At 62.6% G+C, this 15,861-nt stretch carries 19 protein-coding genes; 13 read left to right on the top strand and 6 right to left on the bottom strand.

Translation table 11 applies throughout. The features are described 5' to 3' along the window. The first annotated feature begins 32 nt into the window (after window positions 1-32). From HV796_RS24455 to HV796_RS24445, 3 genes are all read left to right on the top strand, one after another. On the top strand, window positions 33-878 hold the full coding sequence (locus tag HV796_RS24455) for a transketolase (RefSeq protein ID WP_175229084.1): 846 nt from the start codon (window positions 33-35) through the stop codon (window positions 876-878). After that, window positions 875-1,873 carry a transketolase family protein gene (locus tag HV796_RS24450; protein ID WP_175229083.1) on the top strand — a complete coding sequence of 333 codons (999 nt, stop codon included), beginning with the start codon at window positions 875-877 and terminating at the stop codon, window positions 1,871-1,873. The genes HV796_RS24455 and HV796_RS24450 overlap by 4 nt, the downstream gene beginning before the upstream one ends. Window positions 1,874-2,253: 380 nt before the next feature. Continuing rightward, on the top strand, window positions 2,254-2,835 hold the full coding sequence (locus tag HV796_RS24445; RefSeq protein WP_175229082.1) for a TetR/AcrR family transcriptional regulator: 582 nt from the start codon (window positions 2,254-2,256) through the stop codon (window positions 2,833-2,835). A 195-nt stretch (window positions 2,836-3,030) separates the two neighbouring features. On the opposite strand, the gene phaP is transcribed toward HV796_RS24445, so the two are convergent. From phaP to HV796_RS24430, 3 genes are all read right to left on the bottom strand, one after another. Beyond that, window positions 3,031-3,588: a TIGR01841 family phasin gene (gene phaP / locus HV796_RS24440; protein WP_175229081.1), complete on the bottom strand. Its 558-nt coding sequence runs from the start codon at window positions 3,586-3,588 to the stop codon at window positions 3,031-3,033. A 58-nt stretch (window positions 3,589-3,646) separates the two neighbouring features. Further along, window positions 3,647-3,844 (bottom strand): hypothetical protein, encoded by a 198-nt coding sequence (locus HV796_RS24435; RefSeq protein ID WP_175229080.1) that lies wholly within the window; start codon window positions 3,842-3,844, stop codon window positions 3,647-3,649. 532 nt (window positions 3,845-4,376) lie between these two features. Further along, entirely contained in the window at window positions 4,377-4,529 is a 153-nt protein-coding gene (locus tag HV796_RS24430; RefSeq protein WP_175229079.1) for a DUF6496 domain-containing protein, read from the bottom strand. Window positions 4,530-4,716: 187 nt separating this feature from the next. Between HV796_RS24430 and HV796_RS24425 the strand changes: the two genes are divergently transcribed. From HV796_RS24425 to HV796_RS24415, 3 genes are all read left to right on the top strand, one after another. Then, window positions 4,717-5,292, top strand: coding sequence for a DUF1349 domain-containing protein (locus tag HV796_RS24425; protein WP_175229078.1), 576 nt, complete (start codon window positions 4,717-4,719; stop codon window positions 5,290-5,292). A 302-nt stretch (window positions 5,293-5,594) separates the two neighbouring features. Continuing rightward, window positions 5,595-5,948: a DUF190 domain-containing protein gene (locus HV796_RS24420; protein WP_175229077.1), complete on the top strand. Its 354-nt coding sequence runs from the start codon at window positions 5,595-5,597 to the stop codon at window positions 5,946-5,948. A 77-nt stretch (window positions 5,949-6,025) separates the two neighbouring features. Next, window positions 6,026-6,460 (top strand): hypothetical protein, encoded by a 435-nt coding sequence (locus tag HV796_RS24415; RefSeq protein WP_246356020.1) that lies wholly within the window; start codon window positions 6,026-6,028, stop codon window positions 6,458-6,460. Between the two features lie 74 nt (window positions 6,461-6,534). Here the strand turns inward: HV796_RS24415 and HV796_RS24410 are convergent, their stop codons facing one another. Continuing rightward, the gene (locus HV796_RS24410) at window positions 6,535-7,428 is read right to left on the bottom strand and encodes a LysR family transcriptional regulator (RefSeq protein ID WP_175229076.1); all 894 of its coding nucleotides are present in this window, start codon (window positions 7,426-7,428) and stop codon (window positions 6,535-6,537) included. A 167-nt stretch (window positions 7,429-7,595) separates the two neighbouring features. On the opposite strand from HV796_RS24410, the gene HV796_RS24405 reads away from it, so the two are divergent. The 4 genes from HV796_RS24405 (at window position 7,596) to HV796_RS24390 (ending at window position 11,245) form a co-directional block, all read left to right on the top strand. Further along, complete coding sequence (locus HV796_RS24405; RefSeq protein WP_175229075.1) at window positions 7,596-8,888, top strand: MFS transporter; 1,293 nt, start codon at window positions 7,596-7,598, stop codon at window positions 8,886-8,888. A 31-nt stretch (window positions 8,889-8,919) separates the two neighbouring features. Then, window positions 8,920-9,864 (top strand): amidohydrolase family protein, encoded by a 945-nt coding sequence (locus HV796_RS24400; protein ID WP_175229074.1) that lies wholly within the window; start codon window positions 8,920-8,922, stop codon window positions 9,862-9,864. A gap of 215 nt (window positions 9,865-10,079) precedes the next feature. After that, the gene (locus HV796_RS24395; RefSeq protein ID WP_175229073.1) at window positions 10,080-10,244 is read left to right on the top strand and encodes an FmdB family zinc ribbon protein; all 165 of its coding nucleotides are present in this window, start codon (window positions 10,080-10,082) and stop codon (window positions 10,242-10,244) included. Window positions 10,245-10,471: 227 nt separating this feature from the next. After that, window positions 10,472-11,245, top strand: a complete 774-nt coding sequence (locus HV796_RS24390; RefSeq protein ID WP_175229072.1) for a DUF4410 domain-containing protein — start codon at window positions 10,472-10,474, stop codon at window positions 11,243-11,245. Between the two features lie 70 nt (window positions 11,246-11,315). On the opposite strand, the gene HV796_RS24385 is transcribed toward HV796_RS24390, so the two are convergent. Beyond that, complete coding sequence (locus tag HV796_RS24385) at window positions 11,316-12,236, bottom strand: LysR family transcriptional regulator (RefSeq protein WP_175229071.1); 921 nt, start codon at window positions 12,234-12,236, stop codon at window positions 11,316-11,318. Between the two features lie 423 nt (window positions 12,237-12,659). On the opposite strand from HV796_RS24385, the gene HV796_RS45465 reads away from it, so the two are divergent. Next, on the top strand, window positions 12,660-13,715 hold the full coding sequence (locus HV796_RS45465) for a cache domain-containing protein (protein ID WP_175229070.1): 1,056 nt from the start codon (window positions 12,660-12,662) through the stop codon (window positions 13,713-13,715). 18 nt (window positions 13,716-13,733) lie between these two features. Here the strand turns inward: HV796_RS45465 and HV796_RS24375 are convergent, their stop codons facing one another. Then, window positions 13,734-14,141 (bottom strand): hypothetical protein, encoded by a 408-nt coding sequence (locus tag HV796_RS24375; RefSeq protein WP_175229069.1) that lies wholly within the window; start codon window positions 14,139-14,141, stop codon window positions 13,734-13,736. Between the two features lie 427 nt (window positions 14,142-14,568). On the opposite strand from HV796_RS24375, the gene HV796_RS24370 reads away from it, so the two are divergent. Both HV796_RS24370 and HV796_RS24365 read left to right on the top strand, forming a co-directional pair. Continuing rightward, complete coding sequence (locus HV796_RS24370; protein ID WP_175229068.1) at window positions 14,569-14,790, top strand: hypothetical protein; 222 nt, start codon at window positions 14,569-14,571, stop codon at window positions 14,788-14,790. A gap of 112 nt (window positions 14,791-14,902) precedes the next feature. After that, the gene (locus HV796_RS24365) at window positions 14,903-15,682 is read left to right on the top strand and encodes a YkgJ family cysteine cluster protein (RefSeq protein ID WP_175229067.1); all 780 of its coding nucleotides are present in this window, start codon (window positions 14,903-14,905) and stop codon (window positions 15,680-15,682) included. The last annotated feature ends 179 nt before the right edge of the window (window positions 15,683-15,861 follow it).

Genomic DNA, 15,861 nt, shown 5'->3' with positions numbered 1-15,861 from the left:
GCAGGATTCATTCGATATCAAAGGAGCAATACATGGACAGCGAAATCATTACCGAGGACGTGTCGCTCGCCGAGCGCGCGTACCGGATCCGCAGAAACGCGCTACTGATGGGCGAGGTGCAGGGCCAGGGCTATATCGGCCAGGCACTCGATATCGCGGACGTTCTCGCCGTCGCGTACTTCGGCGCGATGCGTTACCGCCCGCAGGAGCCCGAATGGGAGGGACGCGACCGCTTCCTGCTGTCGAACGGCCACTACGCGATTGCGCTATATGCGGCGCTCTTCGAGGCCGGCATTCTGCCCGCCGACGAACTCGAAACCTATGGCAGCGACGACAGCCGCCTGCCGATGTCCGGCATGGCCAGCTATACGCCCGGCATGGAAATGTCCGGCGGCTCGCTGGGCCAAGGCCTGACGATCGCCGTAGGGCGCTGCCTCGGTCTGAAGCGCAAAGGCTCGAACGCGTTCGTCTACACGCTCTTCTCGGACGGCGAACTCGACGAAGGCGCGATCTGGGAAGGCCTGATGTCCGCCGCGCACTGGAAGCTCGACAACCTGATCGCGATGGTCGATGTGAACAACCAGCAGGCCGACGGCCCGTCGACGCAGATCATGGCGTTCGAGCCGCTCGTCGAAAAACTCGAGGCATTTGGCTGGTACACGCAGCGCGTAAAAGGCAACAATATCGATGCCGTCAAGCGCGCGTTCGACAACGCCCGTGACCATGACAAGCGGCAACCGCGCATCATCGTCTGCGATACGAAGATGGGCTGCGGCGTGCCGTTCCTCGAAGAACGCGAGAAGAACCATTTCATCCGCGTCGACGCGCACGAGTGGCAGCTCGCGCTCGATGCACTCGAAGCCGGGAGACAAGCATGAGCACCGTTGCAAAGAAGCCGCGTCTGAAAACCTCGGCGATGATCGCGTCGATCGCGAGCGAAGGCCAGCTCACGCGCTCCGCGCCGTTTGGCCACGCGCTTACAGAACTCGCCCGCACGAAGACCAACGTGATCGGCATGACGGCCGATCTCAGCAAATACACCGACCTGCATATCTTCGCGAAGGAATTCCCCGGGCGCTACTACCAGATGGGCATGGCCGAGCAACTGCTGATGGGCGCGGCCGCGGGGCTGGCGCATGAAGGCGCACAGCCGTTCGTGACGACGTATGCGGTGTTCGCCACGCGCCGCGCATACGACTTCATCCATCAGACAATCGCCGAAGATAATCTCGATGTGAAGATCGTCTGTGCGCTACCGGGCCTCACGACCGGCTATGGTCCGAGCCATCAGGCCGCCGAAGACATCGCGCTGATGCGCGCGATGCCGAACATGACCGTCATCGATCCGTGCGACGCGCTCGACATCGAGCAGATGGTTCCGGCAATCGCAGCGCACAAAGGGCCCGTGTATGCGCGCCTGTTGCGCGGTAACGTGCCCGCCGTGCTCGATGAATACGACTACCGCTTCGAACTCGGCAAGGCAAAGCTGCTGCGCGACGGCAACGACGTGCTGCTGATCTCGTCCGGGATCATGACGATGCGCTCGCTCGAAGTCGCGCAGGCGCTGGAGGCGGACAACATCGGCGTCGGCGTGCTGCATGTGCCGACTGTCAAGCCGCTCGATACGGCAACCCTCCTGCGCGAAGCGCAACGCACCGGTCGCATGGTGATCGTCGCCGAGAACCATACGGTGATCGGCGGCCTCGGCGAAGCAGTGGCGCGCACGCTGCTCGCCGCAGGCGTCACGCCGCCGTTCCGGCAGATCGCGTTGCCCGACGCGTTCCTCGACGCGGGCGCACTACCCACGCTGCACGACCGATATGGCATCTCGACGGGCACGATGGCCGCGTCCATCAAGAGATGGCTCGCGTGATTCGTCAAATAACCGGTAAAACGCCGCGCTCCTGCTAACTCGCCCTTGCTGCGAGGAACGGCCGCGACCCGACGGGAAGCGGTCGTTTTTGCTACCCGTCATCGAGCAGCCGTTTTCGGCCGCCGGCACCGGATGGAACCGGAAGATCGCCCCCTATGCGGTGGACGGGGTGCCTGTTTATGCGCAACGAGGTCACGACAGGCGAGCAAACCTGGACACGGATTTCGCGTTCGCAGCCTGGGACGACTAATCCGCGAACCAGACCTTTGCAATCTTTTGCAGACAGACCAAGCCGCACAGATCAACGCAAATTGAGCTTTGCGCATTTTCGCCAACGATGTCAAAATACAGGTGTACCCGTTAGTCACAAGAGGAAAGTCATGGCAGGAGTCCGACAGTTCGATGAAGACACCGCGTTCGCCGACGCGCTCGAGGTGTTCTGGCGCAAGGGTTTCCGCTCGACGTCGATGCTCGACCTCGCCGAGGCCACCGGCGTGCAGCGCGGCTCGCTCTACAACGCATACGGCGACAAGGAAGAGATTTTCGTCCGTGTGTTCGAGCGCTACACAGGCCGTTTTATCGCGGACGCGCGCAAGGCGCTCGACAAGCCGGACCTGCACGACGCGCTGGTCTCATTCTTCACGTTTGCAATCCGTTCGATCTCGCAGGGTTCGCCCACGCGCGGCTGCCTGTCCACCAAGACCGCTGTCGAGATCGACCCGGATTCTCCGCGCCTGCGTGAAGCGGTGCAGGGTATGCTCGACGAGCTCGAAGCGACGGTGTTCGAGGTGCTGAATACAAAGGAAGCGCGAGCGCAACTCGCAATACCACCGCAACAGGCGGCATCGATCATCATCACGATGACACGCGGAATCGCGGTGATGGAACGCGTGTACGAAGATCCGAAGCGGTTGCGGCAAACGGCATCCGCACTCGTCGATGCATTAGTGCCGCGGGGCTGATCGCGACGCGGCAAGCGTAAAAAAAGGCCCGCGAGGTAGCGGGCCTGAAAAGCGCCTGGACGCGGGGATCGCGTCCGGGTTACTACGCGGTTCGTTGAATTCACAGGGTGTGCCGCGCGGCGGTTGGACAAGTCGCGCCGCATTGCCATCAATGGCTGTCTGTTGCCGTTAATAAGCCGCCAGTGCCCGTCGCGGCTATTTCCTGCCGGATGTCGCGTGAGGCGTACCCGACTGCGTGCGCTTTGCCGCTTCCGCGACCACATTCATATTGGATTCCGCCGTTTCAACTGCCTGACGCGCGGTTTTGTACAGGCTGTCGTACCACGAGTTGGTCGCATGAATCATCGAGTTCAGCGCGGCGACCGCGGCCTCCGACCCGACCGGTCCGCTCTTCGCCGCCTGGTCGACACCGGTCTGAACCTTGCGTGCCTGGCGTTCGTATTGAGCGCCCGCCAGCTGCGCGAGTTCGGCTTGCGCATTCATCAGGATGTCGAACACTTGACGGTTATAGGCGGCCACCCGTTCAGCCAACGTCTGCGCCCCTTGCGGCGCGTCGAACAATGCCTGCGCCCCGTTGCCCGACAGCGCGCTTTGCCAGCGCGCAGCCTGTACATCCAGCGACGTCTTCATCGTTTGCAAATTCAGTTTCACCAGCTTTTCGAATGTGCCGAAAACCTCGGTCGCAAACCGGTACGTCGCATCGACATTGGCCTTCTGCGCGTCAGCGAATTGCTCAGGGAAGAGACTAGTCATTTAGCAAACCCTCATCGAGGAGACGATGCTCACGCGAGCGCAACGCCTCCGTATCGGTTTATCGGAGCGCGTGAAAACGCGCGAGCAAGGCATGACCGCGGTCAGTGATACGCGGCTGTTCGGATGAAAAGGCGCCGCCCTCGAACTCAACGAGCTTGCGTTCGATGAGCGTGTGAAGATCGGCCTGGTCAAAATCAATTGATTGTTCGGCGTGCTTGACGAGCATGAGCGTTGCAAACTCATGGGGGCTTAGCATGCGTGTCTCCTGATCGATGGGTTGCGCCGCCTGCCCGAATGAGCCGCGACTGCCACCGTTTAATCTGACGATACCCTTACCCGGTAAGGCTTTGAGCGTCCATGGCTGCTGCTCCGGGGACCTCATCCTAATGCGGCAAACACGTTATTTCAATCGGTATGCGTCCCGCTTCATGCATCTTTTTGCGCTGCATCGTGTTATCGGAAACTCTTTCTATTTCGCTCGCGCGACTACGGAAATTCCTTCCATAGGCAGCACATGATTAAATCTCTACGGTCATCAGCATGACATAACAATATAGTTGAAAAATCAGACGGAATCCTTATTGTCTAAAGTTTACGATGTCAATTGACTCGGAAGGCAATGTGGAAGTCGATATGGAAGCGCTACCAGAAAGCCGACCGCAAGCGGATATGAAGGAAGACGGCTACGCATGCGGCGCACACGGGTCAGCGTTCGGCTCTATGCGATTTATGAACGTGACGAAATCGAGTGCTCAGGCACACCTGACAATGGCATCGCCCGTCGTGGGTCATTTCCCGTCCTTCCTGGGAATCTTCGCGCCCGACTTGCGGGCCTGATTTAACGCAATCGCGACCGCCTGCTTCTGCGGTTTGCCGTGCTTCTTTTCCGTCTTGATGTTCTCACCGACGGTTTCCTTCGAGGTTCCTCTCTTGAGCGGCATGGTGCCTCCTGTCGCGCGAAATAGCGCGTGATCGAAATCGCATCGCTCGATGCGCGCCGTGCAACGGAGCCGACGCATTCTGCATCGAGCAACCTATGTTCCCACAATGATCCGCAGCGTTAACTGCCATGCACCACGGCCGATGATTGCCTTATGCTTGCGACTGCCCGCCACTCAGGAGACGGATGTGTTTGAACAATGCGAATGGCTGAACCGGCCCGCGAACTGGACGCTGACCGACGAGCGCCTGCGCGTGACGACCGACCGCGCGACCGACTTCTGGCGCGAAACCCACTACGGCTTCACACGCGACTCCGGGCATTGCTACGGAGTGCGCACCGCAGGCGATTTCACCGCACAGGTCCACGTGCGTGGCCAGTTCGAAACGCTCTACGACCAGGCCGGCCTGATGGTGCGCATTGACGCATCGCAATGGGTGAAGGCCGGCGTCGAGTTGACGGACGGCCTATTGATGGTCAGCAGCGTGCTGACCGTCGGCCAGTCCGACTGGGCGACCGGTACGCGTATCGACAGCGCTGGCGACTTCTGGGTGCGCGCAAGCGTCGCCCAAGGCGTATTGCGCGTGCAGTACTCGGTGGATGGCGCGCGCTGGCCGCTGCTGCGGCTCGCGCCGTTCCCGCGCGTGGCCAGCTATTTCGTCGGGCCGACGTGCTGTACGCCTGAGCGCGGCGGCCTCGTCGTCGAGTTCGACGACTTTCGGGTCGGCGCGCCGATCAACAAAGCGCTTCACGATCTGACGTAAGCCCGCTCATGCTTGCGCGGATCGTATCCCCGATGCGGAATTCATCGAAATGAAGCGCTCGGGGCACTTTCCAAACATCGAGGAAGCGCGGCTCTATCTGACTGTGCTGGGTGAATTTCTGTCAGCCTGGTAAAGAAACCCAATAAGCAGGCCAAACAGGCGAAGCAAACCGGCAGGCACGTGCTGACCGCGCCGCTTGTCTCGCCAGATCGCAAGGCGTAATCTGCGACGAGCACCGCGACCGCGGCAGTGCCATCGGCTGCGCGGCGATGCATCCGTTCGGGTCCTTCGGAGAGCCTTCCATGAAAGGCAGCCAACTGACGGTGTACGCGGACAGCCGCAGCGTCCGCACCAATCGCATGACGATCGTCCAATGGGTGCTGGACGAAATCACCAAGGCGGGTATTCACGGCGCCACCGTGATCGAAGCGAGCGAAAGCATCGACCGGCATGGCAGGTATCACGCGGGCCGTTTCTTCGAACTGGTCGATCAGCCGGTCGCCGTCACCGTCGCAGCCGACGCAACACGCATCGACACGCTGCTCGAGCGTCTGCGACAAGGCGATGTCACCCTCTTCTACACACGCTGTCCCGTCGAATTCGCGTTGCTCGGCGCGGACGCGGCGCAACCCAACGAATCCACGAAACACCGCTAGGACGGCCCGTGTCGCGAGGCGTCGTGGATCGCCCCGGCTCGACACGAGCACCGGCTTGCATTGCATTGGAGACCGCCATGAAAACCGCTCCCCGACTCCTGCACGATCTGGGCCTGTTCGACGCGGTGTTCTCACACGTTCGGCATCTTGACCCCGCGGTGCGCGAAGGCACGATGTTCGGCTGTCCAGCCGCCTTCGTCGGATCGCATCTGGCGTTTTGCGTGTATGGCAGCGGCATTGGCATCAAGCTGCCGGCCGAGAAAGCCGAGCGGCTGGTCGAACGGGGCGACGCGTTCGCGTTCCAGCCTTACGGACGATCGCCGATGCGCGAATGGGTCGAAGTGCGCATCACGCGCGAGCGCGTCGCGGACCTCGCCCCGGTACTGATCGACGCGATCGACTATGCGCGTGACAATCTGCATCACGAGCCGGCGCGCTACGCACCGCCGAAGGACAGCGAAGGCAGCGCAAGCGGTACGTCGCGCAGTACGTCTATGCGCGCAAAGAGGTAACGATGCACGGCTATCAACTGACGTTTTACACCGGCCAGGATCGCCGGCACGGCCATCAAAGCATCTCCGAACGGCTACTCGGGCTCATAAGGCCTGATCAGCGCCGCGAAGCGGTCCGCCAGGGTCGGCCGGGCACGTGCGGGCCAGATCGCGCTCAGCTCGAAACGCGGCAGCGCTTCGCCATCGGCGATCTCGCATAAGCGCACGCCGCTGAACTGCAGCGTGCGCACCGAACGCGGCAATAGCGACACGCCGCAGCCGGCGGCCACACACGCGAGCACCGTCAGCGACCGGTTTGCGTTCTGCACGATCTCGACCTCGCAACCGGCCTGGCGAAACGCGCTGAGAATACCCGCGCGAATCACCGGCAACTGATCGTGAGGAAACCAGACAAATCCGTGCCGCGCGAGATCGCTCAGCCGCACCGGCGCGTCTGCGTTGCGCGGGAACGAATCCGGCAATACCGCAAGCAGCCGCTCGCGCGCGATCAGCTTCTCCTTCATCTTGCCGCTGACCGCCACCGGCGTATGCAGCAGGCCGAGGTCGATCTCACCCTTCTCCAGCGCGCTCACCTGCTCCGCGTTGCTCATCTCGCGCAACACCAGTTCGACGCCGGGCACCGCTTCGCGCAGTGCCGCAATCGTGCGTGGCAGCACGTCGAATAGCGCCGCGGACGCGAAACCGATGGTGAGGCGCCCCGCGCGGTCCGCGCCGATCGCGTGCGCACGCAGCGACGCCGCATCGATGCGCGCGACCGAAAGCCGGATATCGTCGACGATCGCGAGCCCCGCGGGCGTCAATGCCGCGCCGCGCCGGCTGCGCTCGAAAAGCTTCACGCCCCACTCTTTTTCCATTCGCGTCAGCGCCTGGCTCAACGCGGGCTGAGCGACGCCGAGCACCTCAGCAGCGCGCGTCACGCTGCCCGCATCCGCGATCGCGAGAAAGTATTTAAGGCTGCGCGTTTCCATATCGCCGTAATATGAATATTCATTACTTTCATAATACAACGATATCCTTCGAGTCCCTAGAATGCCTGGCACGGGTGTCCGGTACGCAACGGGCGCTGTCGCTACCCTGCTAAAAATGCCCATGCCGGACCGCAGCAAGCAGGCGGCCCGCCGGAGACGGAGACAGGATGAACTGGTATCGGGAAATTTCGCCAACGGAAAAGCGCACGTTATGGACCTGCTTCGGCGGCTGGGCACTCGATGCGGTCGATACGCAGGCGTTCAGTCTCGTGATCCCCGCGTTGATTGCCACCTGGGGAATCGGCAACGGACAGGCGGGCCTGATCGGCGGCGCGACGCTCGTTGCGGGCGCACTGGGCGGCCTGCTGGCCGGCATCCTGTCGGACCGTTTCGGCCGCGTGCGCGCGCTGCAGATCACCGTGCTGTGGTTTTCGCTGTTCACGCTGCTCTCCGCGTGCGCGCAGAACTACGAGCAGTTGCTCGTGCTGAAATCGCTGCAAGGACTCGGCTTCGGCGGCGAATGGACCGCCGGCTCGGTACTGCTCAGCGAAACGATCCGCGCGCAGCATCGCGGCAAGGCGCTCGGCATTGTACAGAGCGCGTGGGGCTTCGGCTGGGCTGGCGCGGTGCTGCTATATGCGATCGTGTTTTCGTGGGTGTCGCCGGAATGGGCGTGGCGTGTGCTGTTCGCGGCTGGCGCCGTGCCCGCGGTGCTGGTGCTGTACGCGCGCCGCAACCTGCCCGAGCCGCCGCGCGACGCCGCCAGCGCCACTGACCGCAAGCTCGAAGCGAAGCTGCCGGTGGTCGGCATCTTCGACAGGTCGGTGATCCGCACGACGATCGTCGGCGGGCTGATCGGGCTGGGCGCGCATGGCGGCTATCACGCGATCACCACGTGGTTGCCCACCTACCTGAAAACCGAACGGCATCTGTCGGTGCTCGGCACGGGCGGCTATCTGGCCGTCGTGATCGCGGCGTTCATCTGCGGCTGCTTCGCGAGCGCGTGGCTGCAGGACCGCATCGGCCGCCGCAAAAACCTGATCCTGTTCGCGATCTGCTGCGCGGTAACGGTGAACCTGTACGTGTTCCTGCCGATCGGCGATACCGCGATGCTCGTGCTGAGCTTTCCGCTCGGCTTTTTCTCCGCAGGCATTCCAGCAACCCTCGGCGCGCTGTTCAACGAGCTTTATCCGCAAGGCGTGCGCGGCACCGGCGTCGGCTTCTGCTACAACTTCGGCCGCATCGTATCCGCAGGCTTCCCGGTGCTGGTCGGCCACATGGGCAACTCGATGCCGATCGGCTCGGCGCTCGGCATCGATGCGGGCGCGGCCTATGGGCTCGTCGTGCTGGCCGCGCTGCTGCTGCCCGAAACGAAGGGACGCAGAATCGCCGCCGTCAATGTCAATGCGCCCGACACGCAAGGCACGCCACAGCAGGGCACGCCAGCGCATCGCGTGTGACGGCGGCGCGCATTCAAGTCAAACGATCTTCATGAACAGCAAAGACCTCGAATGGCCGACCTCTCTCTCGCAGGCCGCATCCTCCGCCACGCCGCCCACTGCCGGCGCCCCGCCCGGCTGGCTTGGCGCAGTGCATCCGCCGCTTTGCGCAGTCGATACGCATGCGCACGTGTTCGTGCGCGGCCTGCCGCTTGCTGCGCAACGCCGTCATGCACCCGAATACGACGCGACACCCGAAGCCTATGCGAGCTACTTGCAGCCACATGGCCTCTCACATGCCGTGCTCGTGCAGCCGAGCTTTCTCGGCATCGACAACCACTTTTTCGTCGACGTGATGACGCGCTTTCCTTACCGGTTTCGCGGCATCGCCGTCGTCGCACCGTCGGTCGGCGACGCTGAACTCGATGCGCTCGCGCAAGCGGGCGTTGTCGGCATCCGGCTAAATCTGATGGGTCTGCCGATTCCGGATCTGGCCACCCGCGAGTGGCGCAATGTGCTGTCGCACATCAATGCGCTCGGCTGGCATGTCGAAGTGCATTGTGAAGCGGTCGACCTGCCCGCCGTGGTCGGCACGCTGCTCGCGCACCGCTGCACGGTCGTCGTCGATCATTTCGGCCGGCCGTCGCCCGAACTGGGCGCGGACGACCCGGGCTTCCGTTACCTGCTGTCGGTCGCATCGACGGGCCGCGTGTGGGTCAAGCTGTCCGGCGCATATCGAAGCGTGCCCAGCGGCAGTGTGCACGACCGCGACGGCACCGAACTCGGCGCGCGCCTCGCCGCGCCGCTGCTCGCCGCGTTTACACCCGCGCGGCTCGTATGGGGCAGCGACTGGCCCCATACGCAGCATCGGCAATGCGTCGACTACGACACGACGCGCATGGCGCTTGACCATTGGGTGCCGAACGCGGCGCAGCGCGAGACGATTCTCACGCGTTCACCGCAAACGCTGTATCGCTTTGACGTCCTCGCACCCTAAGCACGCCTATGATGGAAGTGCGTCGTTGGCGTTGATGCATGACGTGCTTGATCTGCGTGATGTACGTTGCGCCGCGCGGCCCGTCCGATGTTGGCGCACTAGAATGCATGGCCCGGCTGACACCGCACAAGCGCACGGGACTCGCCGCTTGCCGCAGCCGCTACGCGCATTCGATGCGTCACTTCTCCCGTACCGCTTCGATCAGGAGGTTTGCCATGCCGACCTACGAGTACCGCTGCGAAATGTGCGGCGAAAAGTTCGAACACGCCGAGCACATCAGCGAGCATGCGACCACGCATCCGGTCTGTCCGAAATGCGGCAGCGAGAAAGTTCAGCACCTGCCTACACAATTCGTCGCGAAGACCTCGCGCAAAAGCTAGGCCGGTTCCGGCGCGAGCGCCGCGCGGCAAGCCCTGCGCGGCGCTGACATCGCGCGACATAATTGATGAATGGCATGAGCGGAGCGTGTCGACCATACTCGCTTCCGCGTGCCGGCCTTGTGAAAGCGTAAGAGCAGATCCGATCAGGCAAGTCACGCAACAGGTGACATCGCCGGAATCATCGGACGATACGTTCAAACGCTTCAAGACATCGCACAAGGTCAGTCATGTTCACGACGCTCTCTTCGCTCAGCAAAAATACGGCGCGCCGCGCCTCCACCGCGCTGCTGTTCAGTTCGATCCTTCTGACCGGTTGCGCGAGCGGCATCAGCAACGTCGCGAACGCGAGCCCCTATTCGACCGCGCCGCAAGTGCGGCCCGACATCATCTACGTGTACTCGTTCAGCAGCACGCCTGACCAGGTGAAGCTCGATAGCGGCGGCCTCGCGCATAAGCTGATGGCGCACATGTCCGGCAGCACCGACGAAGCCCAGCAAGCGGCAGACGCGGTTCAGGTGCGCGAGCAGGTCGCCAACGAAGTCGTCGTCAAACTGCAGTCGATGGGCCTGCATGCGGTCCGCAGCGACGCGCCGCCGCCCGCCGACCAGAACGCGCTGCTCGTGCAAGGCAGCTTCGACAAGATCGACGCCGGCAATCGCCGCCGTCGCACGATGATCGGCTTCGGCGCCGGCGAAAGCGATGTCGGCACGACCGTGCAGATTCTCTACAAACCGGCCGGCGGCATGCCGACGCTGGTGCAGCGCTTCGATGCGAATGCGGACAGCGGCAAGGCGCCTGGCGTCGTCGAAACGGCAGGCGTCGGCGCGGCGGCCGGACATATCGCAACGTCGGTCGCCGTCGGCGGCGGGCTGCATGCGGTGTCCGAGACGAAGCACGACACCGTCGCGCAGGACGCGAAGCGCCTAGGCGACAAGATCGCGAAGCAGATCGCGCAGATCGGTGTCAGCGAAGGATGGCTCACCACGAGCACCGTCCGCTGATACAACGACGAACGGCGCGGCGAACCTCGCTGCGCACGGCGCGCCAGCCTCTCTCAACCGCCGCGCAGGGTCACTCCTGCGCGGCGCCGTTCAGATCGGGATGTTGCTGCGCCAGTTCGCTGACCCAGCCGGTGAATGCACGCAGCCGCGAACTCAGATTGCGGCGGTGCGGATAGACAATCGATAGCGGTGTCGACGGGCTCATGAAGTCGGTCAGGATTTCCCGCAACAAGCCTTTGTTGATCAGTTCCGCCACCATGAAGCGCGACGGCTGGATGATGCCGTGCCCTAACGCCGCGGCGCCAATATAGACGCTGCCGTCGTTCACCGCCAGCACGCCTTTCATCTGCACCTTGACGGTCTCGCCACCGACCTCGTATTCGAACGGAAAGGTCTTGCCGCTGCGCGCCGACACATAGTTGACCGCGCGGTGCTCGTTCAGATCGTCGAGCGTGGCCGGCGTGCCGTACTTCTCGAGATACGCGGGCGCCGCGCATGTGACGATCCGCGCATTGCCGATGCGGCGCGCGACGAGACTCGACTCTTCAAGCCGACCCATGCGGATCACACAGTCCGCGCCATCCTGAATCAGATCGATATTGCGGTCGGCCAGCCCGAGCCGTACGTCGATTTGCGGAAACTTCTGATAGAAGTCGTCAAGCGCCGGCAGCAGCAGCGCACGCGCAAGCGTGCCCGACGTATCGACGCGGATCGTCCCCGCCGGCGTTTCCCGCTTGTTCGAAAGCGACGATTCCGCATCGGAGACATCGGCGAGGATGCGGACACAGCGCTCATAGAAGAGCGCACCGTCTTCCGTCACGTTGACCTGGCGCGTCGAGCGGTTCAACAGCCGCACGCCGACATGTTCCTCCAGCGCCTGGATGGTTCGGCTGACCTTGGCTCGCGGCAGTTCGAGCGATTCCGACACTTTCGAAAAACTGTTGGCTTCGACGACTCGCGTAAATATCTCCATTGCCTCCAAGCGGTCCATGTATCTGCCCTATCGTTGATTCGCGCTGTGCGCGTATTAATCCGGAAAACCCGGACGCTCGATAAAACTCGCCCACCCTGGCCAGGATTGGAAGCGGTTTCATCTCTTATCACGCAAGATCTTACGCCAGCATGACAAAAAACTCATGACCGGGCCGTCACGCCCTGACAGACAGATTTCCCTGCAAATGGGACGGACGCCTCATGCCCCATTCCGGTGCGCCCCATTTCGAACCACCCGCGCACGAAACAAGCTTAAAGGAATTGTGTTCCGCACTAATCCGGTGCGGCCGGCAAAAAGCTGAAACCTTTAAAACGGAATTTATTCAGGTGCGCTTAAGTATTCAATCCCGTTTGCCGTAAACGCCGATTAATTAATCGAAGGCGTCACAAGCGCTGACTATTTCGCGAGCGGATTCAAACTATGTCCACCCTGTTGGAAAAGCATCGTCAAACGTCACAAGGTTCGGCCATCGCCGAACTGACCCGCGAAGTCCGCAAGATCTCCCGGGACAAGATTTCGGACATCGATCTGATCAATCGCGAGGCAACCTATCTTGCGATCAACGCGCTGATCGAAGCAGCGCGTGCGGGCGAAGCCGGCCGCGGCTTCGCCGTGGTCGCCAATCAGGTGAAGAATGTGTCGGGCCGCATCGGCCAACTCACCGGCGAACTCGGCAAGGAGCTGAACGGCCTGAGCGAACGGATGGTCACGGAGCTCGAACGCCAGCAGGGGCAGCGCCTGACCGATCTGGCGCTCAACCTGATCGACGTGATCGACCGCAATCTCTACGAACGCTCGTGCGACGTGCGCTGGTGGGCGACCGATGCGGCCATCGTCGATTGCATGATGAGCGGCTCGGATGACACGGCGGCGTATGCGTCGAAGCGCCTGTCGGTGATTCTGGACAGTTACACGGTCTATCTGGACATCTGGGTGCTCGATCTGCAAGGGCGCGTCGTCGCGAACGGCCGGCCCGCGCAGTTTCCGGTTGCCGGCGCAGTCAACGCGACGCAGCACGAATGGTTCGCCGCCGCGCTGCGCACCCGCTCCGGCGACGAGTACGCGACGGCGAACGTCGACCCGTTCGATCCGCTCAATAGCGCGCAGGTCGCGACTTATGCGACCGCGGTCCGCGAAAACGGCGCAAGCGACGGCCGGGCGGTCGGTGTGCTCGCGGTGTTTTTCGATTGGGCGAAACAGGCGTCGGCGGTCGTGAAGAGCGTACGTCTGACAGATGAAGAACGTGCGCGCACGCGCTGCATGATCGTCGATGCAGGCGGCCGCGTGATCGCGGATTCGAAGGAAGCGGGCCGCGACGCGGCGCGTTTCGATTTGCCGCGCGACCGGGAAGACACCGGCAACTACCGCAGCGGCAACGGGTCACTGGTCGGCTATGCGTTGACGCCGGGCTACGAGACTTACCGCGGAATGGGCTGGTACGGCGTGGTCGAGCAACAGATTACGACGACATTGTAAGTACGACGCAAAAATGCATCACGAGCGCTGCCAGCGGCCCCACAGCGAAACGCCCGCTTCACGCGAAGCGAGCACTACGATCGCGAATATCTTCAATACGCATTCGGCGACGGACAGCACGAACGCAACTCCGTCGGAGCGCAATTCGCTCGGCAGCGTGGGCACGATCGCGAGCACGCTCGCGCCGCAGATGAATAGCGTGATCAGCCGCGCGGGCAGTGCAACCGATGTACGACTGCAAGCGCACGCAATCAGGATCACAAGCAGCAGCTTCGAGAACACGAGCGCGGCGCTTTGCGCCGCCGACGCGCAGTCCGCGAGTTCGAACGGGGTTTCGATCAGTGACCACAGCAGCACGGCGCCGAGCGCGGCGCGCTGGACCACGGTCAGCCCGCGACGGTTTTTTCGATTCGACGACAGCAACATGACAGACCTCCGGAATGTTCTGCGCACGCCGCCTGTTAACCACTCGTAACCTGCCTCTTCGCCGCCGGCACATTGGCCTGCGTTGCGGTACACGCGATCGGGCGCCGCGTTATGGCATCCCGTGCACATCACAGTAGGACGAGAAAGCCTGCTGCGATTTTTTACTCATGACGCAAGTTCACAATTTGCACGACAGTCTTTCTATTTCGAACCATTGCAAAGCATCAGAGGGGCACGACATCCGCAACAGCACACGTTTCAGATGCGCGCGCCGGCGCACAGCGAGCAACGCAACGCAAACGGCGGGCATTTGCGAAACGGGGATTTCATTTGAACAACGGCGCGAGGGCGGCCCGTTTCAAGATGGACACACAAGCGATGCCGGCCCGCTTCTTGCGTGTGCAACTGCAGTATCTCGGAGACTTACATGGTGGATATTCTGAAACTGGCCCAGCAGTCAGGCATGCTGGTCGCGCTGGATGCACGGATCGGCAATGCCGAGTACCACAGTGTGCACGGGTCCGTGTCGTCGCTCGTCAATTTCGCGCGGGCGCTGATTGAACAGCACGTGCGCTGCGAAGACCTGCCCGCGCCGCCGGGCAGCCGTGATGTGAAGGACTGTGCACCGGCCGAAGATACCGTTTCGTAAGCTGGCGCTGCGAGCCGCTGCAAGCGCGGGGAATTGCGTGCACAATCGCTTCCCGCCGCGCTTCGTTCATCCGTCAGTCGTGAGCGCCGCGGCATGAACCCGCACCCCACTCATGACCATTCAGTTCGCCTGCACGATGTGCGGACAATGCTGCCACAACCTGCGTTTGCCATTGAGCATCGACGAAGCGACCGCGTGGCTTGCGCGTGGCGGCACAGTACAGGTGTTCTGCGAGACGATTCCGTGGCCCGAAGAACCGCCTGCGCACAACCTGCAAGCACAGCACAAGCGCAGACGTTCGTTTGCGTCGACCAGCGCCGCACTACCCGTGCGGGTGATCGCGACCATCGTCGCGGCGTTCGACGGCCCCTGCCCCAATCTCGACGCGGACATGCGATGCCGCATCTACGACGTGCGGCCGCGCGTGTGCCGCATCTATCCGGCGGAATCGAATCCGTTCATCGAACTCGCTCCCGCCAACAAGGCTTGTCCGCCCGAAGCGTGGAGCCCTGACAAACCGGTCTTCGCGGTGCACGGCAAGCTCGTCGACGCACAGATCGCACAGGTGATCGACGCGTCGCGTGCCGCGGACGCGAGCGACGCGTTGCTCAAGGACCGCTTGTGCGCGATGCTTCACATCGACACCGCCGCACTCGCCAACGAAGGCTTTGTGATCCACTCGCCCGCTCGCGATGACGCGCTGCGCGCCCTGCAAGCGCTCGCCGTGCACGCGGACGGCGCGGTATTGCCACCCGATGCGACACAGTGGCGCATCGTGTCGAACCAGCACGCGACCGTCGAGACACTCCAATCGATCGGCGCGTCAGGCGCGCATACGAGCGAGTTCCCGACCGTTCCCTTCGAGTATCTGGGCTTCAACGCAGCCACCTGAAAGCGCGCACGAATCGCCCGCTCGCGACGTCGCACATCCATAGATGAAAAACTATCGATCTCATCAAAAACATTAACTGTTATCTTGGATAGGCCAGCCTACTCTACAGTCATTGCCGCCGAAAATCGGCCGCGGCAAGCGCGCCCGAAGCGGATCGGCGGCGCGCGGCAAGACGAAAG

The organism is Paraburkholderia humisilvae, assembly GCF_902859855.1.
GTDB classification, from domain to species: Bacteria; Pseudomonadota; Gammaproteobacteria; order Burkholderiales; family Burkholderiaceae; genus Paraburkholderia; species Paraburkholderia humisilvae.
Note: the sequence above shows the minus strand (reverse complement) of the source record. Positions and strands in the feature narration are given on the sequence as shown.